The organism is Actinopolyspora mzabensis, from assembly GCF_900101095.1.
GTDB classification, from domain to species: domain Bacteria; phylum Actinomycetota; class Actinomycetes; order Mycobacteriales; family Pseudonocardiaceae; genus Actinopolyspora; species Actinopolyspora mzabensis.
This window is the reverse complement of record NZ_FNFM01000012.1, coordinates 56,063-79,248: the sequence shown is the minus strand read 5'-3', so window position 1 is coordinate 79,248 and position 23,186 is coordinate 56,063. Positions and strand designations below refer to the sequence as shown.

General features: G+C 65.4%; 16 protein-coding genes. 7 read left to right on the top strand and 9 right to left on the bottom strand.

Annotation, left to right across the window (positions count from 1 at the left end):
* Window positions 1-64 precede the first annotated feature (64 nt).
* On the bottom strand, window positions 65-850 hold the full coding sequence (locus BLR41_RS19420; protein WP_218120258.1) for an IclR family transcriptional regulator: 786 nt from the start codon (window positions 848-850) through the stop codon (window positions 65-67).
* A 161-nt stretch (window positions 851-1,011) separates the two neighbouring features.
* Between BLR41_RS19420 and BLR41_RS19415 the strand changes: the two genes are divergently transcribed.
* Both BLR41_RS19415 and BLR41_RS19410 read left to right on the top strand, forming a co-directional pair.
* Window positions 1,012-1,713: a CoA transferase subunit A gene (locus BLR41_RS19415; RefSeq protein ID WP_092631538.1), complete on the top strand. Its 702-nt coding sequence runs from the start codon at window positions 1,012-1,014 to the stop codon at window positions 1,711-1,713.
* Between the two features lie 146 nt (window positions 1,714-1,859).
* Entirely contained in the window at window positions 1,860-2,525 is a 666-nt protein-coding gene (locus BLR41_RS19410; protein WP_092631196.1) for a 3-oxoacid CoA-transferase subunit B, read from the top strand.
* On the opposite strand, the gene BLR41_RS19405 is transcribed toward BLR41_RS19410, so the two are convergent.
* Window positions 2,503-3,252, bottom strand: coding sequence for an enoyl-CoA hydratase/isomerase family protein (locus BLR41_RS19405; RefSeq protein WP_092631193.1), 750 nt, complete (start codon window positions 3,250-3,252; stop codon window positions 2,503-2,505). The two genes, BLR41_RS19410 and BLR41_RS19405, sit on opposite strands and share 23 nt — an antisense overlap.
* A 196-nt stretch (window positions 3,253-3,448) precedes the next feature.
* On the opposite strand from BLR41_RS19405, the gene BLR41_RS19400 reads away from it, so the two are divergent.
* Window positions 3,449-4,057: a dihydrofolate reductase family protein gene (locus BLR41_RS19400; RefSeq protein ID WP_092631190.1), complete on the top strand. Its 609-nt coding sequence runs from the start codon at window positions 3,449-3,451 to the stop codon at window positions 4,055-4,057.
* Between the two features lie 286 nt (window positions 4,058-4,343).
* Here BLR41_RS19400 and BLR41_RS19395 read toward each other — a convergent pair whose 3' ends face one another.
* From BLR41_RS19395 to BLR41_RS19375, 5 genes are all read right to left on the bottom strand, one after another.
* Complete coding sequence (locus BLR41_RS19395; protein ID WP_143013139.1) at window positions 4,344-4,871, bottom strand: hypothetical protein; 528 nt, start codon at window positions 4,869-4,871, stop codon at window positions 4,344-4,346.
* Between the two features lie 404 nt (window positions 4,872-5,275).
* Complete coding sequence (locus BLR41_RS19390; protein ID WP_092631184.1) at window positions 5,276-5,830, bottom strand: dihydrofolate reductase family protein; 555 nt, start codon at window positions 5,828-5,830, stop codon at window positions 5,276-5,278.
* 48 nt (window positions 5,831-5,878) lie between these two features.
* On the bottom strand, window positions 5,879-6,604 hold the full coding sequence (locus BLR41_RS19385; RefSeq protein ID WP_092631535.1) for a helix-turn-helix domain-containing protein: 726 nt from the start codon (window positions 6,602-6,604) through the stop codon (window positions 5,879-5,881).
* Window positions 6,605-6,853: 249 nt separating this feature from the next.
* Complete coding sequence (locus BLR41_RS19380; RefSeq protein ID WP_092631532.1) at window positions 6,854-7,348, bottom strand: TspO/MBR family protein; 495 nt, start codon at window positions 7,346-7,348, stop codon at window positions 6,854-6,856.
* A 586-nt stretch (window positions 7,349-7,934) separates the two neighbouring features.
* Entirely contained in the window at window positions 7,935-8,939 is a 1,005-nt protein-coding gene (locus tag BLR41_RS19375; RefSeq protein WP_092631181.1) for a LacI family DNA-binding transcriptional regulator, read from the bottom strand.
* A 281-nt stretch (window positions 8,940-9,220) separates the two neighbouring features.
* Here BLR41_RS19375 and BLR41_RS19370 point away from each other — a divergent pair, with 281 nt between their 5' ends.
* The 3 genes from BLR41_RS19370 (at window position 9,221) to BLR41_RS19360 (ending at window position 14,062) form a co-directional block, all read left to right on the top strand.
* A complete protein-coding gene (locus BLR41_RS19370; protein ID WP_092631178.1) occupies window positions 9,221-11,134 on the top strand; it encodes a glycogen debranching N-terminal domain-containing protein in 1,914 nt (637 codons plus the stop codon).
* A gap of 332 nt (window positions 11,135-11,466) precedes the next feature.
* Window positions 11,467-12,171, top strand: a complete 705-nt coding sequence (locus BLR41_RS19365; RefSeq protein ID WP_092631175.1) for a helix-turn-helix transcriptional regulator — start codon at window positions 11,467-11,469, stop codon at window positions 12,169-12,171.
* 349 nt (window positions 12,172-12,520) lie between these two features.
* Window positions 12,521-14,062, top strand: coding sequence for a tryptophan halogenase family protein (locus tag BLR41_RS19360; RefSeq protein ID WP_092631173.1), 1,542 nt, complete (start codon window positions 12,521-12,523; stop codon window positions 14,060-14,062).
* Window positions 14,063-14,356: 294 nt separating this feature from the next.
* Here the strand turns inward: BLR41_RS19360 and BLR41_RS19355 are convergent, their stop codons facing one another.
* Together BLR41_RS19355 and BLR41_RS19350 are read right to left on the bottom strand one after the other, a co-directional pair.
* Window positions 14,357-15,724, bottom strand: coding sequence for a tryptophan 2,3-dioxygenase family protein (locus BLR41_RS19355; RefSeq protein ID WP_092631170.1), 1,368 nt, complete (start codon window positions 15,722-15,724; stop codon window positions 14,357-14,359).
* 52 nt (window positions 15,725-15,776) lie between these two features.
* Window positions 15,777-16,790 carry a class I SAM-dependent methyltransferase gene (locus BLR41_RS19350; protein ID WP_176798067.1) on the bottom strand — a complete coding sequence of 338 codons (1,014 nt, stop codon included), beginning with the start codon at window positions 16,788-16,790 and terminating at the stop codon, window positions 15,777-15,779.
* 266 nt (window positions 16,791-17,056) lie between these two features.
* Between BLR41_RS19350 and BLR41_RS19345 the strand changes: the two genes are divergently transcribed.
* The gene (locus BLR41_RS19345; protein WP_176798066.1) at window positions 17,057-23,185 is read left to right on the top strand and encodes a non-ribosomal peptide synthetase; all 6,129 of its coding nucleotides are present in this window, start codon (window positions 17,057-17,059) and stop codon (window positions 23,183-23,185) included.
* The last annotated feature ends 1 nt before the right edge of the window (window position 23,186 follow it).

Sequence of the window (23,186 nt, the reverse complement as noted above, 5' to 3'; positions counted from 1 at the left end):
ATACAGCTCAGTATACAAGCCGGTGTGCACGCCCTCCGCCGATGTCGCGAGCCGCGTTTCCGGGTCAGCGCGCTGTCCGGTCCTCCGGGACGTCGAGCGTGCGGCCGAGGTTGTGGGCCTCGTGCAGCAGCAGGGCCCCGAGCTCGGGGCGGCGTTCCGGACGGAATCGGGTCTCGATACCGGTCAGGGTCAGCGCCCAAGCGGGGCGGCCGGACCGGTCGAAGACGGCCGCGGCCATTCCCCAGCTTCCCTCGACCACCAGTCCGGGGTTGACGGCGTAGCCGTCGCGACGCGTGCGGGCGATGCGCTCCCGGACCGCCTCGACGGAGTGCGACCGGCCCCACCGGGCGGTCAGATCGGTACGACCGAGGTAGTTGTCGATCTCTGCTTCGTCCAGGAAAGCCAGCAGGACCAGCCCCGCCGAGACGACTCCCAGCGGGAACCGGGCTCCCTCGTGCAGTACGAACGAGCGGATCGGGAAGTCGCCGTTCTCCCGGAGAAGGCACACCGTTTCCTCACCCCGCAGCGCCGAGAAGAACGCGCTCTCGCCGGTTCGGGCCGCCAGTCGGTGCACGCAGGCACGGGCGTGGTGCGTCACGTCGTAGCGAGTGCCCGCGGTCTGGCCCAGCAGGTAGAGCTCGGGCCCCAGGAACCACCGCCCGGTTCGGCGGTCGCGATCGACGAATCCCTCCTCGGCCAGCGAGCTGAGCAGTCGGTGCACCGTCGGTCGCGGCAGCTCGGTCGCCCTGGCGAGGTCGCTGGTGGCCGCGCCCACCTCGTTGGTGGCGGACAACGCGCGCAGCACGGAGCCGATCCGGGGGACCAGGTGGGCGTTCGGGACGTCGGTCACGGCCGCCATCCTAGCGTTCGCGGAGTGGACGCACTGTCGGTGCGATGGTCGATCGGTGAGCGATTCGGGTCTCGTTCGTCGTGAATTGTTGCGGCGGAAAGCGGGTGACCCTTTTACTGCCGCCTGTCCGCTCAGTGGAACCGAGATCGCGAGGTGACGACTTGTCCGAGCTGTGTACCGATACGCGACAGGCACTGGCCGGGTCGCTCACGGACGAAATGACGATCGCGGTCGGTGGCTTCGGGTTGTGCGGCGTTCCGAACGACCTGATCGAGGCCGTCCGTGACAGCGGGGTCACCGGTCTGACGGTGGTGTCCAACAACATGGGGATCGACGGAAAGGGGCTCGGCCTGCTGCTGGAGGACCGCCAGGTGGACAGGGTGATCGCCTCCTACGTGGGTGAGAACAAGCTGTTCGCCCAGCAGTACCTGGACGGGACGCTGGCCGTGGAGTTCGCGCCACAGGGGACGCTGGCCGAACGGCTGCGAGCGGGCGGTGCCGGGATCGCCGCGTTCTACACCCGGGCGGGAGTGGGAACCCCGGTGGCGGAGGGAAAGCCCTCGGCCGAGTTCGACGGGCGGACCTACGTCCAGGAGCGGGGAATCGTCGCCGACCTCGCGCTGGTGCACGCCCACACCGCCGATCCCGCGGGCAATCTCACCTATCGGGCCAGCGCACGGAATTTCAATCCGGTTGTGGCGACCTGCGGAAGAGTCACCGTGGTCGAGGTCGAGAACCCCGGCGAGCGGTACCTGGACCCGGAGCTGGTGGTTACCCCCGGGATTTACGTCGACCGCCTGGTTCGCGCCGAACCGCGCGTCAAGGACATCGAGAAGCGCACCGTGCGGACTCCGATGCGCTGACCGGGCCCGCAAAGCGCTCGCGGGGCTGAACATGCCCCTTCGAACCACCTACCCGACGTCGGGCCGCCCGGAGCGGGAGCCGGCAGGGGCTCCGCCGAGCGAACATCCCGACAACCCGACCGGAAAACTTCGAGCAGGAGGTAGCCATGGCCTGGAGCCGCGACAGGATGGCGGAACTCGCCGCCGCCGAGATCGGCGACGGCGACTACGTCAATCTCGGGATCGGTATCCCGACGCTGGTCGCCAACCACATCCCCGAGGACGTGCGGGTGACGCTGCAGAGCGAGAACGGCATTCTCGGCCTCGGGCCGTTCCCGGGGGAGGGGGCCGAGGACGCCGATCTCATCAACGCGGGCAAGCAGACCGTGACGGTCACTCCCGGCGCGAGCTACTTCGACTCGGCGTTCTCGTTCGGAATGATGCGCGGCGGGCACATCGACATCGCCGTCCTGGGAGCCCTGCAGGTCGGTGAGAACGGTGATCTGGCGAACTGGACGATCCCGGGCGCCATGGTCAAGGGCATGGGTGGCGCCATGGACCTCGTCGTCGGTGCCCGGCGGATCGTCGTGCTCACCGATCACGTGGCCAAGGACGGAAGCCCGAAGCTCGTCGAGGAGTGCACGCTGCCGCTGACGGGTTCGGGAGTGGTCAACCGGATCATCACCGATCTGGCGGTGCTCGACGTGACCCCGGACGGCCTGGAGCTGGTCTCGCTCGCACCCGGCGTCCCCGAGGAGCAGGTCCGCGACAGCACACGGGCCCGGATTCGGCAACGGAGCCCGAGCGGGATCAGACCCCGAGGAATCCCTTGATGCTCGCCGGAAACGTCTCGGGATCCACGGCCGGGGTGTCGTTGGACGGTGGGTGCTCCAGTGCCGTGGCGACGGCTGTCTTCGCCGCCCGGATGGCAGCCGGTGGTTTCTCGACGATCGTGGTGAGCAGTTCCCCGGTGCGTTCGGTCAACTCCGCCTCGGGGACCGCGCGCTCGACCAGCCCCTCGTGCACGGCGGCCACGCCGGCGAGCAGTTCTCCCGTGTACAGCAGCCGTCGCGCCCGTGCCGGACCCACGAGCACGACCAGCCGTTTCGCGAACGCCGGGCTGGTGTTGATGCCGAGTCGGATGATGGGCATGCCGATGCGGGCGGAGGTGCTCATGTACCGCAGATCGCAGGCGAGAGCGAGTTGACATCCGGCTCCGGCCGCGACGCCGGTGATCTCGGCGATCACCGGTACAGGGCATCGCTCGACGGCTTGGAAGGCCGCTTCCATCCGGGAGAAGGAATCCTCCACCGAGTCCATGTCGGCATCGACCCATTCGGTCATGTCCGATCCGGCGCAGAAGGTGCCCTCGCGGCCGCGAATCACCACCACACGCACGGTTTCGTCGGTGCCGATCCGCTCGACGGCGTGCCGTAGCAGGTCCCAGCCCGCCCGGTCGAGCGCATTGCGTTTCGTGGCGTCGCCGACCGTCAGTTCGACGACTTCTGAGCTGGGTCGCCGCACCGCCACGGGGGGTACTTCTTCGAATCCGGTGCTCATCGAACGGCTCCTCGGGGCGCGCCACTGCTGCGGTCGAGTGTGCTCTTATCCGAGGCCCGCGGCGACCTCCTCGGTGTGCGGGGTAACGCCGGTGGGCGGCAGAATCGGGGGTGACCGGTGAAAGTCGTCGACTGATCGAACCGGGCTCGTCGCGGCCTGCCCGGTTGGTTCCCGATCCCGAGAGCCAGGACTGCTCATGCGCGAACTGGTGGTAACCACATTCGTTAGTCTCGACGGAGTGATGCAGGCCCCCGGTGGTCCGGAAGAGGACCGGGAAGGGGGGTTCGACCACGGCGGGTGGGTAGTTCCCTACTTCGACGATGACCTGGGCAGGCGGATCGAGGAGTGGTTCGCCGGGGCCGAGGACTTCCTGTTCGGACGCGGAACCTACGAGATCTTCGCCGCCTACTGGCCCTATGTGGGCGACGAGGAGGACGCCATCGCCCGGGCGCTGAACACACGTCCCAAGCACGTCGCGTCGCGGACGCTGCGGCAGGTCGACTGGAAGGGGGCGTCCCTGCTGGGGCCCGACGTCGTGGGCGCCGTCGAGCAACTGAAGAACCACGACGGTGGTGAACTGCAGGTGCACGGCAGTCACGGCCTCGTCCAGACGTTGTTGGAACACGACCTGGTCGACGAACTGCGGTTGATGACTTTCCCGCTGCTGCTCGGCAGCGGGAAACGACTGTTCGCCGACGGCACGGTCCCGACCGGCCTGCGGCTGGCCACGTCCTCACCGACGAGCAGCGGCGTCCTCGTGGCGAGTTACGAACGTGGCGGGAACGTGCGCACCGGCTCGTGCTGACCGGGTCCGAATTCCGGATATCCGCCGGGTGGGGAAGCGAACTCCCGGGCCTCGTCGGAACAGGTGGTCTCCACTCGTGGTCGGCGGTGACCACTCCTCGCGCCTCGGCGCGGACAGCGCTTCCGCAACAACGCTGGTGTTTATCGCACCAGTGGGGGTTCCGAGGGGCTTCCGGGGTTGAGGACACCAGGGGAGTGACGAGCAAGCGCTCGGCCGCAACGCGCTTCGGAGGCCCTCGCCACGGCCGTGGCAGGCTGAGACTTCCCGGCGGTACGGAACTCGTAGCTCACAGGTGGATCGGTTCGAGATGGCGGGGGTCGAGAGCGATGCCATGCTTACCAATCAGGTCCTGCAGCGCACGAGTTTGCTCGCGATCGACCGTGTCGTGAATGTCCGGTGAGGTCAGTGGCGTGCTCAGGTCGTCGTGGTGAGTGGGGATGACGACCTCGGGCCAGTCCAGGGTGGTGAGCACACGCCGATAGTAGTCGTGCACGGTCGCGTGACCGCTTGCTCCCAGGACCAGCACATCCGGGTGGGCGCCTGCTACCTCCCGTTCGGCGAAATCGGCCGTGCCGCTGAGGAACACGACTGGCAGGCGGTCTCCGACGGTGATCTGGTAAGCGAGCGAACCACCTTCGACGAGGTCGCGCAACCTGGTCGGCTTTCGAGGCGGTTCGGTGCGTGTGCCCGCCGGCGCGAAACCGTAGCCGCCTACCTGGCTGTGCAAAGTGCGAAAGACCTCGATGACGTACTCCGGGTGGGCTGCTCGGTCGCCAGGGGCCGTCTCGGACGCTGCCGGGTCGGGCGAGCCCACGCTCTGTCCGGCACCTGTCGCGCCGAGCGCGGCCGAGGAGCGCAACGGGTTCCTTCGGTTGAAAACGTGCGACTCCACGTCACTCCCATGCGCATCGCTGTTCCGGAAGTCCCGTCCCGGGGAGAGCACGTCAACAGGTAGTAGCACGAGCACGTTTCGCGTACCAGGCAGTGGTCCGAAGTCACGCCATCCGGTTCACATCTTTGAATCCATGTGAAGGAGCGCCCATCCCGTGAGCCCGCGCTCCACTCGACGTGCGCCCACCGGGACTGCGATCGACGGTCTGTGCCAACCTGCGACGCGAACGGAGCGATCGCGGTCAGACCGCGGTGTGAACGGGCTACTTCCGGCTCCCCGGAGGTGAGAAGCCGTCGACGTTCCCGAGCATTCGTAGCGGGAGCTCATCACTTCGGTCGATAGGTGGCGATGATCGTGCCGCTGCTGGTCGAACTGGAATCCACCAGCTCGAGATTCTGCAACGGACTGTTGTCGGCGAACAACTTCCTGCGGCCGCCACCGGCGATCACCGGATGAATCAGCAGCTGCAGCTCGTCGAGCAGACCCCGATCCAACAGGGACACGACAAGACCGGGGCTGCCCGCCACGGTGATCCCCTTCCCGGGAGCGGCTTTGAGTTCCTTGACGGCGCTCGCCAGATCGGCTTCGAGCAGAAAACTGTTCGGCCACTCCGCGACACTGTCCAAGGTGGTTGAAGCGACGTACTTGGGCGAACCGTTGATCCACCGGGCGAACTCGGAGTCCTCGTCCCCCTCGTCGTAGGACGGCCAGTACCCGGCCCACTCGGTCCAGGTCACCCTCCCCAGCAGCACCGTGTCAGTGGTCTCCAGGGTGGTGGCCAGCGACGCGCCCATCTCCTCGTCGAAGTCGTGCTGCCATTGGTCCGGCGATTCGACGACGCCGTCGAGCGAGACGAACAAACTCGAGACTATCCTGCGCATACTCTTCCCCGATTCCTCGTGCTTGAGCCCTGTGTCGCGCTCGAGAGGCTATGCGCTTGCCCACGTTTCCGTCTTGTACAACAGCGACAGCGGTTCGTCCGGTTCCGCCGCGGGACGCAACCGCGTCGCGCTCCGCCCGACATATCGCTTCAACGAGCGGGTCAGGTGCGGTTGATCGAAATAGCCGAGCCGATCGATCACGTCGTGGGCCGAGCTACCCTCCTGGAGCAGTGCCGCCGCCTGCCGGGCACGGTCGATCTGCCGGACGCCGCCGCGAGTCAGCCCGGTCGCAGCCACGAAGCGCCGCTGGAGGGTCCGTTCGGACACCTTCGGCGAGTTCCCACCGAGCACACCCACCACGAGCGGATCCGCGGCCAGCACACCCTGGCTTACCAGCCGCGCCACGAACGCCTCGGCATTGTCGTAGGTGGGAAGCGACCACCACCCGCCCTTGAGCCAGAACGAAGCGCTCGTCGTGTCGGGAATCTCCACCGAGCTGTCGACCAGTCTGCTGGTGGGAAGATGCGACATCGACGTGCCGAGCGCGAAGACGATTCCGAAGAACGTCGTGTCCACGGGCACCGGGGCTCGGCTCGCTTTCGACTCGGGCCCGCGAACAGCCACGTTCACCCGGCCGTGCTGCTGCCAAATCACCAGCTCCGGTCGGGAGGTCGCGACCGACATCATCATCGAGACCGCAGCAAAACTGCGGCTGCGCCACACTCGCTCGATCCACCGCGACTCCGACGCCCGACTCTCGACGAGCAAACCCATCTCGGCCGATTCCCTCCCGTTGTCGAGCAACCCGCTGTCGAGCCAAACCTCCCCCGCAGAGGGCACTGCGAGAACCGTGGTGACCGCTACCTGGTTACCGCACGGACGACGTGCGGCGTCGTGCTCGTACTCCCGAACCGCAACGAGCCGGACACTACCGTTGGCCGAGAGGGGAGGCGACGGTCAGGTTCCACTGGGTCGAACCCAGCGGATCGGCGACCGCCGTGCCGAGTGGGAGAACCGGACCGTTCACGCGTTGAGCAGCCATATCGATCCGTTCAACGCGGTGGCGAACAACGTCCAGCCCGCGTAGGGGAGGAGCAGCAGCGCAGCCGGTACATGAACGCGAACGAACAGCACGATCGTGATCACGATGCTGACCAGCAACAGGATGATGGCTGCGAATGCCGTGCCGTAGAGCCCCGCTCCGAAGAACAACGGGGTCCAGGACAGGTTCAGCAGCAGCTGCAGCGCGTAGACCCCGAGCGGGATACGTGCTCGCCGCACCGAACCGGAGCGGCGCCACACGAGCCAGCCGGACAGGGCGATCATCACGTACAGGACGGTCCAGACGGGTCCGAACAACCAGGAGGGAGGTGCCCAGGACGGTGCGCGCAGCGCCGCGTACTCCTGTCCGGCCGCCCCCGCTGCCAGTGCCCCCACCACGGCCACGACCGCTACACAACCACCGAAAACCACGGCACCGGTGAAGTCACGCAACGCGTGCCTGGTCGATATCGGCATCGACATCGTCTCCCCAATTGCTCGGTCGGCCGGAGAACTTCACGGTCGAGACAGTTGCGATCACTTGTCGAGTTGGAAAGGTGTTGGGCCGTGCGGAGCCGGTTTCTGAGCCGGCTGCAGTAGTACGATGTCCGATGGTACAGGTGTGGTGCTGGTGTGGCCGCTGGAAGCTCTCCGAACCGAAAGCCGGAGTCGGGAGCTACGGGGCGCGCGCTGTCGGTGAAGGCCACTACCGGATTCGGCCCGATCCGTTCGAGGCTTGCTCCGGGGCCGGCTGCCGAATCGGATTCGCGGCAGGACAGCGGGACGAGTGGGGTAGGTCAATTACGCTACGTGTCTCACAGTGCGGCGAAGCGCCGACTCACCCCTCGCCGCGCGGTTGATCTACGCCCGTCGAATCGTTGTTGATGAGATTGTGCGAGTGCACGTTCCTGATCACCGATAATTCGGATTGCTCGGTAACCAAGTGTCCGCTCTTCGGCGAGTACGCTTCGGTGTGGGAGCGGCTTGATCGCCAGAGATTCCGGATATTTCACCTGGTAGTAGCTACCACGTTGGAGCGCTCACCCGAGGCGGAACTCAACGGTCAGGGGGCACTGCTGGCCCGTACCACGAGTTCCGGTTCGTACAGTTCACCGCCCGGCTCAGCTGAGTCCAGTCGTGCGACGAGGCGTTGTGCTATGTGTTCGACGGGTTGACGAAGGCTCGTCAACGCGGGGTGGACCTTGGTGGCCGTGGGGCTGTCGTCGAAACCGATCACCGCGATGTCCTCTCCGATCCGGAGACCGCGTTCCGCGCAGGCCGCATAGGAGCCGAGCGCGAGGGCATCGTTCGCCGCGACCAGCGCGGTGGGGGACTCAGGCAGTGCCAGGGCACGCCGAGCGGAATCGCCGTTGTCGTGGTGCTCGTCCGCGCAGTGGACGAGCATTCGCTCGCAGTCGCCCAGTCCTGCGGCCGCGCAGGCACGCAACCAGCCTCGCGCGCGATCGTCGCCTACGCGGTTTCCCGCAGGCAATCCGAGGAAACCGATGCGTGTGTGGCCGCCGTGCACCAGGTGTCGAACGGCTTGGTCTGCCCCGGCGGCTCCGTCCACGTCCACCCACGGCCCGCGTTGCTGCTCGTCTCCGGTGCGGCCGAACGATACGAACGGCACCGCACGCTCGGCCAACCATTGTGGTCTCGGGTCGTGAGTACGAATGTCACTGAGCAAAAACCCGTCCACAGAGTGCGCGGCCAGCAGTTCACGGTAGACCTCCAGCTCAGAACCGTGCGTAGCACGGGTGAACAACAGCAGGTGCCTGCCGGTTCGTTCTATCGCCACGCTCAGCGCGTGCAGATACTGGTCCATGACGGCGTTGACGGAACCAGCCACATCGTCGGACGGCAGGCAGTAGCCGATCAGAGAACTCGTGTTGGTACGTAGGCCACGTGCCCGAGCATCGGGACGATATCCCAGTTCCGCTATCACTTCACGTACGTGGCCGAGTGTTCGTTCATGGAGCTTGTGCGGAGCGTTCAGGGCGTTGGACACGGTTTGCCGCGACACACCGGCACGTTCGGCGACCTCTTCCAAAGTTGTCTCGCGGTGCATGTGGATCGCGAATACCTTTCAAGGCGCTCTGGCGTCGGATCGAGGGCTCGTGCGAGACTCCGATCTCGTCGAGTAGCTCACAACAGTACATGCTTGGCGGTTTGAACGTTCACATGAAGGTCACAACAGCGTTGTCCTTCGTCACCCGGATGTTGAACAGCGCCCGTTGGGGTGGCATGCGTACGATTACGACGGCGTGAGCTCGCACGACTGTCTCTCGTAGTGGTCGCCACACCCGCTGAGAGCGCACCGGATCGAGCACGCGGAACAGGTGGGAGCAGGTGTCTGATAAGCGGTCCCCACAACTGCACGAGTTGACCACCGCTGTATGCGCACCCGTAGTTACCATAAGTGAAAACGATGGTCAGATACGTCCGACCGGGACTCAAGGTGCCTATCGCCACGATCGACGTATCCTCCGCGGACTCGAGTACGACGTCGCCGACGGCTGTCTGCACCACCTCGGCAGTACCCGGCGTGGTTCCGGGGAGATCAGCTTCTACGGTGTGGTGGTCGAGGACGTCGACGATGCCCCTGACCCGACGCTGTACTACGTCCACGATCGCGATACCGGTTCGGATTCGTTGACCGAGACATGGACGCTGTACAACTCGTCGCCGTCGTCGCGCACGATCACGCTCAGCGTTTTCACTGCGTGCGACTTCGAGAGCATGTCGCGGGTCAAGAGTGGTCGAAGTCGGGGCTACCTGTCACCGTGGCTGACGGGGCGAGGTGCCGAGTGGTCCTTTGACGACAGCCGTATCCGCCTGCGTCCTGATCGTGCCGCTTCCGCGATCTCCGTCAACCACGATCGAGTCGAGTGGCAGTGGACGGTCCGGCTGACCGAACACGGGCAGTGGTCGTTGCGATTGGGAGTCGAGCACGAGGAAACCGACACCTGCCATGCCTTCTCGCCACATCACCCCACTCCGGCGATGCAACTGCGCGGACCGCGGATCGAGCACGCCGACGATCGTTCGGCGATGCTGCTGCGCAGAAGTCTCGACGATCTGGAAGGGCTCACGCTGTCGGACTCCGACGGGGATCGCGTTTTTCTGGCGGCGGGAAGTCCGTGGTTTCTCACTCTTTTCGGACGGGACGCCATATGGGCCGCGCGGTTCCTCCTCCCGGCGAACCTGGAGCTGGCGGGTGACACCTTGCGGGCACTGGCAGCACGGCAAGGTAGCGAGGAAGATCCGAGCACCGAGGAGCAGCCGGGCAAGATACCGCACGAACTGCGGCGCACACCGATGGACCTCTCAGGTCCCACGTCGCAGAGGTTGCCGTTGTTGTACTACGGCACGATCGATGCGACCCAGCTTTGGGTGTGTTTGTTGCACGAGGCATGGCGCGCGGGGCTGCCCGAGGAGCAGATTCGAGAGTTGCTTCCCGCGTTGCGTGCTGCGCTGGACTGGATCGCCGAGTTCGGTGACCCTGACGGTGACGGTTTCTGCGAGTACTCGCGGGGGGCGCGGGCCGGTTTGGTCAACAAGGGCTGGAAGGACTCACCGGACGGCGTGAAATGGCCCGACGGTTCGTTGGCGTGCCAACCGTTGGCGTTGTGCGAAGTACAGGGGTACACGTACGCGGCGGCGATTTCCGGGGCCGAGTTGCTCGACCGATTCGGCTCGCACGGACAACCCTGGCGCGAGTGGGCAGGCGAGCTGCGGCGGCGCTTCCGCCGTGAGTTCTGGATCGACGACGAGTTCGGCCATTACCCGGCCATCGCGCTGGACGGGGACAAGCAGCCGGTTGCAGGCCCCGCCTCCAACATGGCTCACCTGCTGGGCACCGGAATGCTGGACCGCGGGGAGTCTGAAGCGGTGGCTCGGCAACTAGCCGACCCCGGTATGTGCAGCGGATATGGACTTCGAACGCTGTCAGCTCGAACCGAGGCTTACAACCCGTTCGGATACCACTGCGGCAGCGTGTGGCCGCACGACACGGCGATCGCGGTGCTGGGACTGGCGGCCGAAGGGCACCACGGGCAGGCGCGAGAACTCGCCAACAACCTGGTGCGAGCGGCCGGTCGGTTCAATTATCGGATGCCGGAACTGTTCTCAGGCACCGGAAACGAGGACGGAGGACCTCCATTGCCGTACCCTTCGGCGTGCTCACCGCAGGCTTGGGCGGCAGCGGCATCGGTGGCAGTGGTCGAGTACCTGTACGGCAGGCGACAGCCGAACGTCACGTGACCGTCAGCCAAGCGGCGGAGACCAACTATCCACAACAGAAAATGTGGTCACCGACCATTCCGTTCGACAGTGAAACGATCACATGATCTACGAGATGGCCGTGAACACGTTCAAGCGTTGGTTGGTGCGCGAACCATACCCGCACTCGCCACCGATCAGCCCGATTCCCTCCAGCGAACGGGCGGCTGAGATCGATCTCACCAGACGCAGCCTGTCAACGTGGCCGGCCGGCACGACAGGCAGGACCGACTCACGGTTGAGCAAGAGTCCAAGCGACGCCCACCGATCCGGCGGGTCGTCGGCGGTACGAACGGGGAACTGCTGTGAAAGAGATGTTCGAACAGTACGACGGGCGATCATCAAGTGCCGCGGCCACCCTCAACGATGGTGCCAGTCTGACCGTCATGGTCTTCCATCCCGATGAGATGGTGCGGTGCGGGCTTACGACGATGTTGCGCAACGTCTCCTGTACCGGGCTGATCGACACCAGCCACGAGCCACGGGAGCTGCGCACGAGGTTGGCGGCTGCGGAGCCGGATGTGCTGATCGTGCCGCCACCGCAGGACCGCGATATCGACCTCATCTGTGCGACCATCTCCGAAGCTCGGGACCAGGGCATCGCCGTTCTCGTGCTGCTGTCCTCGTCGGATCCGAATCTGATCGCACCATCGGGGCCCAACGTCGACGGCTATCTCGCGGAGAACGGTCTCACGGCTGATCATCTCGAACACGCTTTCACATTGCTGCGCAGGGGCGAGATGCCGCTGCCCACAAGCCTCGCCCGTGAGCTCTTGTCACGGAACGGCCAGGACCAGTCGGGCAAAAACCAAACGGCACCACTGACCGCACGTGAAATGCAGGTACTGGAACTGCTCACCGAGGGGCTGAGCAACAAGCAGATAGCCCGCCGATTATCGATATCCGATCACGGTGCCAAACGTCATGTCGCCAACATTCTGGCCAAGCTGCACTGCCCGAACAGAACCACGGCCGCCGCGCTCGCGGTGCGCGACAACTTGTTGGGCACGGCGAAGTAACAGCTCCACCTCCCATCGGAAAATTGTCGTTCCGTTTTTGCCGGATGGTTACGAGTCGACCACACCGAGCGCTTCGTGCCGATCCCCGCTTCGGCGCCGATTCGGGGATGCCCGCCGGTGTGGTTGACACCCCCCGAACGGCTACTCCATCCGGCGCGCTCGGACATGCCCGCCCTATCCGTCCGCTCGGGTAGCGGGATCCGCGGGCATTGTGCGGCAGTGTGCCGGTGTGTGGGCACCGGTTCCGTGCTTCGCGGAACGTGCGACGTCGCGTTCCAGCCGCGTGAACGTCGCGTGGCTCGGTTCGCCCGCGTCCTCGTGGGAACGGCGTATAGTGGAAAGGCTGAGCATGGTCGACAACGTGGTGATCGTCGGTGGTGGCACTGCCGGGTGGATGACAGCCACCTACCTCAACGCGACCTTTGGTGATCAAGTAACCGTCTCACTCGTCGAATCACCGAATCTGCCGACCGTGGGAGTGGGCGAGGCTACCTTCAGCACTGTTCGCCACTTCTTTCACTATATCGGTCTACGCGAACACGAGTGGATGCCGCATTGTAGTGCCGCTTACAAACTCGCCATACGATTCCAGAACTGGGGTGGGGAGAACGAGCACTTCTACCATCCCTTCGAACGTCCCCGCCACGTCGACGGATGTACTCTCGCCGACTGGTGGCTGAAAGTGGGATCCGAGGCGTTCGATCGGGAAAGCTTCGTACTGGCCGCTCTCTGCGAAGCTCGACGCTCTCCGAACAGAGCCGGCGGGGCACTGTTCGACCGGAACCTGCACGACGGCGGCGATCTACCTCGACGCGAAGTCATGAACGGAGCCGACACCCAGTTTCCGTACGCGTATCACTTCGACGCCACGCTGCTCGCCCACTTCCTGGCTGATCTCGGGATGCGACGCGGGGTTCACCGAGTGCTCGACGATGTCGAGCGTGTGGTCCAGGACGAGACCGGTGCGATCGATCATCTCGTGACGAAGCAGCACGGTGACATCTACGGTGATCTGTTCATCGACTGCACCGGTTTCCGTGGATTACTGATCAACCAGACGCTGGGCGCGCGGTTCGAGTCGTTTCAGGACGTGTTGCCGAACGACCGTGCGGTGGCGCTGCGGGTTCCGGTCGATGGGGAGAGCCAGGGCATCGCTCCGTACACCACCGCCACGGCAATGGACGCGGGATGGGCCTGGACGATCCCGCTGTACGATCGCATCGGGACCGGATACGTCTACTCCTCGGAGTTCACCACTCCGGAGCAGGCGGAGTCCGACTTGCGGGCCCATGTGGGGCCGGCAGCCGACGAGGTGGAAGCCAATCACATCCGAATGCGCGTCGGACGCAACGAGCGCTTCTGGATGCGCAACTGTGTGGCCATCGGACTCTCCGGAGGGTTCGTGGAACCGTTGGAATCCACCGGGATCTTCTTTATCCAGTACGGGATCGAACAGCTCGTGCGCCACTTCCCGGGCCCTGATCGCAGTCCAGCACTACGGGACAACTACAACAGGTTGATGGCCGGTTGCTTCGACGGCGTGCGTGAATTTCTGGTGTTGCATTATCGGGCAGCGCGCCGTGAGGACACCCCGTACTGGAAGGCGATCAACGAGTTGCCGCTGCCGCCGGGGATGGCCGATCGCATGGAGTTGTGGAAGTCCCGGTTGCCCGACTCGGGCTCCGTGATCGCCGATTACCACGGTTTCGAGCCCTACTCCTACGCTGTCATGCTGCTGGGGTTGGGGCAACGGCCGCGTTATCCGCATCCGGCGCTGCGTGGTCTGGACAGCGCCGCTGCGCGCGCCGAGTTCGAACGGGTCAGGGCCGAGGCCGAACAGCTCGTGAATACGTTGCCCAGCCAGTACGAGTACCTGGCCGGCATGCGTTGATCCTCGTCCTCCGGTGCCCGAGCAGCATGCGGGGTCGAGCGGTGGAGTGAGTTCTGCTTCGCATGCGACGTCGACGACGGCGGCCCGATAACCGCTTCGAACGGGACCAGTGCGTAGTGCGCGATGGTCAGCGCCGGAACTCGGCGCTGACCGGCGGGCTTGTCGGTCCGGTTTTCGGCGCCGATCGACGGCTGCGACCGTGCGGTTCGTAGTACCGCAACGGGAAGAAGACAACAGCCGTGGCTGGATCGACGCGTGGGAAAACAGCTGGCCGTCGTGAGATGCGAGCGAGCTTCACAGCTCGCCACGCAGCTCCCAAAGTTCGGGAAACAATCGTGCGTTCATCCTCGATCGCAAGTAGTTCACTCCCGAGGAACCCCCTGTGCCGGATTTGGTGCCGATCTGACGTTCCACCGTCAGCGTGTGCCGGGCTCGCCAGGTCGCGAACGCTTGATCCAGATCCAGCAGCTTCTCGGCCAACCGCAGCAGGTCCCAATCCCGAGCGGGTTGGTCGCGGTAGCGATTGCTGCTCAACTCCGCCGGTGAACCGAATCCCCTTCGTCGCACCAGGTCCAGGAAGACCTCACGAACGCTTTGCTCCTCAAGCCGGGTCCGTAGCTGTTTGTGCTCCTCGTCGGTGAGCACGGCTCGCTCCAAATAGGTTTCGTCCTTCAAGCCGGCGAGATATTCGATCTCGCGGTACTGTACGGACTCGAAGCCGCTGCCGCCTTCGAGACCGTCGCGAAATGCGAGGAAATCGGCGGGGAGCATGGTATCGAGCACCGACCACTGGCTGACGAGTACGTTCTGGATCGTCGCGCATCGTTCGACCAGGTGAGTGGCGGCTTCGGCACGGTCGTCCAACAGCAGGTCGCGGACTTCTTCGAGTTCGTGCAGCATCAGCTTGAACCACAGTTCGTGTACCTGGTGGACCACGACGAACATCAACTCGTCGTGCTCTACCGGAGCTTGCTGCAAGCGCAGCAGCTCGTCGAGTCGTAGCACGCTCTTGTAACTGGCGCCTTCGGTTTGCTCGGTACGACTGTTCAGGTCCGGTGGAACCACGCTCCGGGACACTTGGCGCTCCTCAGATTGAGTGGTGGGGTCGGTCGATGTTGGCTGGCTTGCGTCCTTGAGAGATCGCTCCGCCGAATCCGGGGGCCACGCCGCGAACCGCCGAGCACCGTACAAGAGCGGCGTTTCCGTCCCGGTGGTGGCCGACGCGATCTCGCCCAACGCGATCGTGTGGTTGCCGAAAACGATCAGATCGCGAACCCGGCACTCGGCGATTCCGTGCGAGGCCGTCGGAAGAAGCGGTAAACCGTACTCGCCGGTCCTCCAATCGACGCGTTCGAAGCGGTCGGGCGCTCCCGAAGCGAAGTGTTCGGCAGCCGCACGACCACCGGTGTGCAGAAAGTTGACCGCGAACCTCTCGCGCCGTCGCACCGCCCGCACCGTCGCGCCACGGTTGTGCAGACAGACGCCCAAGGTGGACGGTTCGTCGGTGATTCCGCAGAGCGACGTACAGGTCAGACCGTGCGGAGTGCCGTCGACGTCGGTGGTCGTTACCACGGCGACACCGCTCGGGAAAGTGCTCATGAGAGCTTTGAACACATCGATGGTCACCGGCATGTCCTCGTGACCGCTCGGCGCGTTCGTCATCGGTGGAACACCTCGATCCTGCGCTCCGCCGTGGACACCGGCGAACGCGGAGCTATTTGGTGGCGAGGACCAGTGGCCAAGGGGCGGGTATGTCGATCGTCTCGACTCGCCGGAAACCCGCGGTGTGCAGCCAGTCCCGGTATTGCGTCATGGTGAAAACGTCTCCGTGCTCGGTGTAGAGCACCATGTCCATGGCGTACACCAGTGGCGCCGCGGGCCCCGTTCGATCGTCATCGGGGATCATCTCGGCGATCAACAACCGACCACCGGGACGCAGCGCGCGGTGGCACTTCTCCAGCAGATCCCTGCTGCGGTCCTCACCTTCGGTCTGCAGGATGTAGCCCAGTATCGCCAGGTCGTAGCTTTCCGCTCCGAAGTCGATGTCACGCAGGTTGCCCTCGATGTGATCGAACCTGTCGACAACTCCGTAACGTTCGGCGAATTCACGGGTCAGCGGGGTCACTTCGGAGTAGTCCACCGTGGTCACGCGCGCTCTCGGTGCCTGCTGGGCGAACGCGATTGACCACACACCCGATCCCGCGGCCACGTCGAGGATCCGTTCGACGCGATCGTCGGCTTCCAGCGCGACCGCGGCAGCGGCACGAGCCGATCCCCAGCTCATCGGAAACAGCGCCCGCACCAGGCTGGGGAACAACCGTCGTCCGGTCTCCTCGTCGTCCCACGGTTGCACCGGCTCCCCGGTGCGGATCACCTCGGTCAGGTTGGACCAGCTGTTCCACAACAGCTTCATCTCCTGCACCATCTCGCCGACGTAGGTGTCCTTGTCGCGCACCAGCAGCTTGTCCGCCAAGGACGAAAGTGTGTAGTGACCGTCTTGCTTGTCCAGGTACTCGATCCCGACAAGCGCATCCAGCAGGCGTTCTACACCGCGTATGGGGGCGCCGATCGCCGTCGCCACCTCCTCGGCGCTCCGTGCCCCTCGGAAGATGTGGGTGAACACGTCCAGTTCCGTGCCTGCGATCAGGACTTGTGCTTCGCGAGCCGCCCACAGGTCCTCCACGATCCATTGCGCGGACGCTTCCGTCTGCGGTGTTTGCTCGACCATCGGGTCCCTCTCTCGCAGGCTCACGGTGATTCGGCCGCGAGGCCTCATGGTGCCGATCGTTGCCACGAATCAGAGTCATCTTCTGGTTCCTCCGAGTGAGGTGCCCGGTCGGCTACCGCCGAATTGAGGTGACTGGACGGGTAGTGCCACGTGTGATCGTTCGGGCGGTCTTTTCGGGGATGTCGCGGCTCGTGGAGTCGCCGCGAGCATTGCCTGCCGAAGCGCCCCTCCGTTCCATCGTCGAGACCGCCATACGGGAGCCGAGCATGACCGACCTCGCCGAGCGTGCCCCGCACAGCCGGTCCGAATCGCTGCTCGACGTCGTCCGCGAGCGCGCCGAGCGCGATCCACACGCGGTGGCGTTGCGGTTTTTGTCCTCGGGCGAGTATCCGGGACGGACTCTGACCAGTATCGAGCTCGACACCCGTGCTCGTGCCATCGCGTCGGAGCTCCAAGATCGTCGGCTCGGCGGTGATCGGGCACTGCTACTGCTGCCTGGGGGAATGGATTTCCTGGTCGCCTTTTTCGGGTGCTTGTACGCCGGTGTGGCAGCTGTTCCCTGCGCACCGCCGAGCAATGCCGACTCCTCCGAAAGCGGCCGGATCGCTCGCGTCGCCGAAGACGCCGATGTCGGCGCCGTGCTGATGCACTCGACGATGACCGACCCCGCGTATCCGCGTGGGCGAGGGGACCCGCTTTCGGATGATGTCGCCCGAATCGAGGTCGATCGCGTCGCCCCGGACGCGGCATCGCTGTGGAAGCCGCCGCTCCTCCACGGCACGGATCTGGCGATGCTGCAGTACACCTCCGGGTCCACCGGTGACCCCAAGGGCGTGGCCGTCACCGCCGACAATCTCGCCGCGCAACTGGTGAACTTCCGCGACCTCGCGGGGTTGCCCGCCGGCGGAAACGTGGTCAGCTGGATGCCACTGCATCATGCGCTCGGCCTGGGTCACGTGTTGCTGGCCCAGTTCGTCGGTGGCGAAGGCGTGTTCATGAATCCCGATGACTTCGTCGCACAACCGCACCGGTGGCTCGAAGCCATCACCGCCACCGAAGGACCGATTTTCGGTGGTGGACCCAATTTCGCTTACCAGCGGTGTGTGGACCTGATCACGCCACAGCAGCGCGAACAGCTCGACCTGAGCGGTTGGCACGCCGCGCTGATCGGTGGCGAACGGCTCCGGCCGCACACGCTGCGCCGGTTCGCCGACTTGTTCGTCCCGTGCGGTTTTCGCACGAGGGCGTTGTTTCCCGCCTACGGGTTGACCGAGACGATGCAGATCGTCACCGCCGGGCCGGGGACAGCCCCGGAGGGGGTGGAACTCGACGCGGTCCGCTTGGAACAAGGACATGCTGCCGAGGCCACCGGTGAACAGCGATCGCAGGCTTTCGTGCCTTGCGGGGCCCCTGGTCCGCGAGCGAATGTGCACATCGTCGATCCCGAGACCGGGGCCGAGCGCGCCGACAACGCGATCGGCGAGGTGTGGATCGAGGGCCCCGTGGTGTGCCGAGAGTACTGGCGCAAACCCGAGGCCACCGAGAACACCTTCGGCGCGATGCTCGACGACGGTCGAGGACCATTTCTGCGCACCGGTGATCTCGGATTTCTGCGCGGAGGCGAACTGGTCATCTGCGGCCGGCTGAAGGAACTGGTCATCGTCAACGGCCGAAACATGCATCCGCAGGACATCGAGCAATCGGCCCAGCGTGTAAGCCCCGACCCGGCGCTGCCGGCAGCGGCCTTCGCGACCGAGGTCGACGAGCAAGAGCAACTCGTCGTCGTTCAAACCGTGCCCGGCACTCCCGACAGCGCGCGGCACGACCTCGCCGCCGTGGCCGAACGTCTCCGGCAGGCGGTGACCAGCGACCACCAGGTCGCCGTGCATGAGATCTTACTCGTCGAACCCGGCCAGATACCCACCACGCACAGTGGGAAAGTTCGACGTGGCAACTGTCGCGAAAGCTACCAACGCGGTGAACTCCGCACCGTCGCACGCAGCGCCGCACCCGAAGACGTGGACCGGACGGCCACCGAGACGCATTCCGAGCACTCCGAGATGCGCAACATGGTGCTCGGACTCGCGCCGGAACTGCGCTCCTCCGTTATCAGCACCGAAGTGCGGCGTCGAGTCGCCCACGCGTGCGGCACTTCCCCGGAGGAGCTGCCCGGCGATCAGCAGCTGGCCGGGCTGGGGATCGAGTCGCTGCGCACGATCGAGTTGCGCCACTCGTTGCAGCGTGACTTCGGTGTCACCCTTCCGACGGCCGAGTTCTTCCGTTCGACGGTGACCGAGCTCGGGGAGCTGATCGATCGTGGCCTCGACGGGGGCGGTTCCTCGGCCGCATCCTGGCCCACGCTGACCAGCGATCCGGACAACCGCTTCGAACCGTTCCCGCTCACCGGCCTGCAACACGCCTATCTGGTGGGCAGAGCCGCGACTTACGAGCTCAGCGGCACCTCGATCCACCTTTACGCCGAACACGACAGTCCTGAGTTGGATCTTCCACGGCTGCAACGAGCGTTGGACACGCTCGTGCAGCGCCAGGAGATGCTGCGTGCCGTGGTCTCCGCCGACGGTTACCAACGTATCCTCGCCGAGGTCCCCTCGGTCCCGATCGCCGAATACGACCTGCGCGACGCCGACGAGCGGGCTGTGCAACATCACCTGGACGCGATGCGGGAGGAGATGGGCCACCAGGTGATCCCGCTGGATACCTGGCCCATGTTCGACATCCGGGTGACCTGGATGGAAGGCAACCACGCTCGGGTGCACGTCAGCCTCGACCTGCTCATATTCGACGTGGCCAGCGTCCGGCTGTTCTTCCTGGAGTGGGGAGATCTCTACCGAGATCCGAACACGCAGCTGCCGCCGGTGGACGTGTCGTTCCGCGACTTCGTGCTCGCTGCGGAGCACATCGCCGATACCGACGAGTACCAACGCTCCCGCGATTACTGGATGGATCGGATCGCGACGCTGCCGCCCTCGCCGGAACTGCCATCGGCGAACTCAGCGGAGCAGCTCGATCGCCCGATCCGTCAACGCAGGCACGACCGGCTCGATGCGCAACGCTGGCAGCGGTTGAAGGAACACGCCGCCGAGCTCGGCGTGACCCCCACCTCCGTGCTGTTGGCCGCCTACGCCACCGCGTTGGGAGCCTGGAGCCGCTCCAGCCACTTCACCATCGACGTCCCGCTGTTCAGCCGGTTCCCGCTGCACCCGCACATCGACAACATCCTCGGCGATTTCACCTCGGTGAGCCTGCTCGAGGTGGATCTGCGCAGCGACGAGGGCATCGGGGTGCTGGCCCAGCGGCTGCAGCACCAGATGTGGCGCGACCTGGAACACCGCTACTTCAGCGGCGTGGAGGTGATGCGCGAGGCGGCCCGAGCACGCGGCGTTCCCCCCAGCGCGTTCGCGTCCGTGGTCTTCGCTAGCACACGTGAGCACGGGCGCGACCAAGCCTTCGAGCAGGGGGAGTGGGGGTCGAAGTGGCTGGGTGAGCTGGTCTACGGCATTACCCAGACACCGCAGGTACTGCTCGATCACCAGGTCTACGAACGTGACGGTGCTCTGACGTTCAACTGGGACGCGGTGGAGCGACTGTTCGCACCGGGTGTTCTCGACGACATGTTCGCGACCTATCTGCGCCTGCTGCACGAACTCGCCGACCACGAACACACCTGGGAACCAGGCGGTTTCGATCCGTTGCCGCGAGCACACCGGGAACTGATCGACTCGGCCAACGACACCGCCGGGCCGGCGCCCGCCGGGTATTTGTTCTCCGGGATCGTCGAGCAGGCAGCCACGCATCCGCAGCGTCCCGCGGTGATCACCTCGATGCGGAAGTTGACGTTCGCGGAACTCCACGGACACGCCTGCCGCCTGGCCTGGTTGTTGCGGGAGGCGGGCGCCGTGCCCAACCGATTGGTCGCTGTTGCCACTGACAAAAGCGCCGAACAGATCGTCGCGGCGCTGGCCGTGCAGCTCGCGGGCGCGGCGTACCTGCCACTGGATCCGGATCTGCCGACCGCACGGCAGGATCACCTGCTGTCTCACGGCGAAGTGTCACTGGTACTGACTCGGGCGCAGGGGCCGGACCGCGATTGGCCGGAGGGCGTCACCAGGTTCGTTGTGGATCTCGACGAGCCGGTCGAGCAACAACCCGCGCCGCAGCCGGCCCAGCAACCGACCGATCTGGCCTACGTTCTCTACACCTCCGGCTCGACCGGTGAGCCGAAAGGCGTGATGCAAACCCATCGGGCGACGTTGAACACCCTCGTCGACGCGAACGAACGAATGCGAGTCGGACCCGACGATCGGGTTCTCGGGTTGTCGGAGCTGAGCTTCGATCTGTCGGTGTGGGACGTTTTCGGCGCCCTGGGGGCGGGCGCGGCTCTGGTGCTGCCGGAGCCGGAAGCCCAACGGGATCCGGCTCGCTGGCTGGAGCTGATGGCCCAGCACGGAGTAACCGTGTGGAACTCCGTACCCGCGTTGATGGGCATGCTCGTCGAGCACCTCGCCGACACGCGGCAGCATCCAGGCACCGACGAATTGCGTGCTGTGTGGTTTTCCGGGGACTGGATACCGATCGATTTGCCCGATCGGGTGCGCGAGATCGCACCGAAGGCGCGAATCATCGCTTCGGGCGGACCTACCGAAACCGCGATCTGGTGTGTGGTCAACCAGCTGGGTGAGATCGACCCGCAGCTGGACTCGATCCCGTACGGGCGGCCGATGCGCAACCACACGATCCACGTGCTCGACGACCGCCTCGAAGAGTGTCCGCTGTGGTGTCCCGGTGAGATGTACATCGGGGGAATCGGACTGGCTGAGGGATACTGGCGAGATCCGGAACGCACCCGATCCGCGTTCATCACCCATCCCCGCACCGGAGAACGACTCTATCGCTCGGGCGATACGGGGCGCTGGCTCGACACCGGTGAGCTGGAGATCCTCGGCAGAAGCGACGATCAACTCAAAGTCGGTGGTTTCCGAATCGAACCAGGCGAGATCGAGTCCACCTTGGTACGCCACGAAGCCGTGCGGGCGGCCGCCGTCACCGCCGCGGGCAACGAGCACCGGCGACTGGTGGCGTTCGTGGTGCCGGAAGACGAGCGCGACGAGGTCACCGGCGACGATGGTGAAGACGTGTTGGGGGCGGAAATCACCGATCCCGCCGCACGCCTGGAGCACAAGCTGGCCCTGCCCGGACGCCGTACCGACCTGGACGGATCGGTCACCGAACTCACCGATTTCTACGGAGCCGCGGACGGTGAAACGGCGACCAGGTCCAGCCATCGCGAATTCGGCGATCGCGCGGTTCCGCTGGAAGACCTCGCCCGACTGCTGGAAAGGCTCAGAGGACTGGGCGAAGGGCCACTTCCGAAGTACCGCTATGGTTCGGCCGGATCGTTGTACCCGGTGCAAACCTACGTCTACACAGCACCGGGCGGGGTCGAGGGCCTGGGCGGTGGCACCTACTACCACGATCCGGTCGCGCACCGGCTCGTCACGGTGTCCGACACCCGATTGAACCCCGACATTCACGTGCCGGACAACCGAGCGTTGTTCCGGAAGTCGGCGTTCACCGTGGTGCTGGTGGCACAAAACCGCGCCATCGAACCGCTCTACGGCAGCCGCAGTCGGGACTTCTGCCTGATCGAAGCGGGACTGATCTCGCAGCTTCTCGAAGAGGCCGCGGCCGACTGCGACATCGGGCTGTGCCAGGTCGGCCTGATTCGAGAAACGCACGAGCTCAGGCAGGCGTTCGACCTCGACGACGGCCACACCGTGCTGCACGGCCTCATCGGAGGCGCGCGCGTACAGGCAACCGGAGTATCGGATTCCACCGACGCTGCCGGTAACGAGCGGAACACCGACACGGCCGAGCAACTGCGCAGCTATCTCGGTGAGCGCCTCCCGCGTTACATGGTGCCGGCGACGGTGTCGCTGTTGGATCGTCTACCGCTCACCCCGCGCGGCAAACTCGATCGAACGGCGCTGCGCCGGCTCGCCGACGACCACGCCGGGGACGGGGACACCGCGCGAGCCGAGCACACACCACCCGCCAACGAGCTGGAGCGAACCATCACAAGTGTCCTGCAGCGCGTGCTCGACACCGACCGGATCGGGGTGTTGGACAACTTCTTCGATCTCGGGGCCGACTCCGTGATCGTGGTCCGAGCCCACCGGCACCTGCGCGAAGAGCTCGGCCGGGACTACCCGCTGATGACCATGTTCGAGCACCCCAACATTCGCAGGCTGGCTCAACATCTCGCCGAACACGACGACTCTTCGGGCGCGGCCGGCGCATCGGCGAGCACCGGTTTCGAACGTGCCAATCGCAGATCCACGCGTCGCAGGCGCGGCAGCCGGCAAGGCCGGGCGTAGG

Coding starts and splice junctions, on each gene's coding strand:
- BLR41_RS19360 (WP_092631173.1), top strand. CDS start 12,521: ATGGTCGACAACGTGGTGATCGTCGGTGGTGGCACTGCCGGGTGGATG.
- BLR41_RS19380 (WP_092631532.1), bottom strand. CDS start 7,348: ATGCCGATATCGACCAGGCACGCGTTGCGTGACTTCACCGGTGCCGTG.
- BLR41_RS19365 (WP_092631175.1), top strand. CDS start 11,467: ATGTTCGAACAGTACGACGGGCGATCATCAAGTGCCGCGGCCACCCTC.
- BLR41_RS19390 (WP_092631184.1), bottom strand. CDS start 5,830: ATGCGCAGGATAGTCTCGAGTTTGTTCGTCTCGCTCGACGGCGTCGTC.
- BLR41_RS19355 (WP_092631170.1), bottom strand. CDS start 15,724: ATGACGAACGCGCCGAGCGGTCACGAGGACATGCCGGTGACCATCGAT.
- BLR41_RS19350 (WP_176798067.1), bottom strand. CDS start 16,790: ATGGTCGAGCAAACACCGCAGACGGAAGCGTCCGCGCAATGGATCGTG.
- BLR41_RS19405 (WP_092631193.1), bottom strand. CDS start 3,252: ATGAGCACCGGATTCGAAGAAGTACCCCCCGTGGCGGTGCGGCGACCC.
- BLR41_RS19410 (WP_092631196.1), top strand. CDS start 1,860: ATGGCCTGGAGCCGCGACAGGATGGCGGAACTCGCCGCCGCCGAGATC.
- BLR41_RS19375 (WP_092631181.1), bottom strand. CDS start 8,939: ATGCACCGCGAGACAACTTTGGAAGAGGTCGCCGAACGTGCCGGTGTG.
- BLR41_RS19345 (WP_176798066.1), top strand. CDS start 17,057: ATGACCGACCTCGCCGAGCGTGCCCCGCACAGCCGGTCCGAATCGCTG.
- BLR41_RS19400 (WP_092631190.1), top strand. CDS start 3,449: ATGCGCGAACTGGTGGTAACCACATTCGTTAGTCTCGACGGAGTGATG.
- BLR41_RS19385 (WP_092631535.1), bottom strand. CDS start 6,604: ATGGGTTTGCTCGTCGAGAGTCGGGCGTCGGAGTCGCGGTGGATCGAG.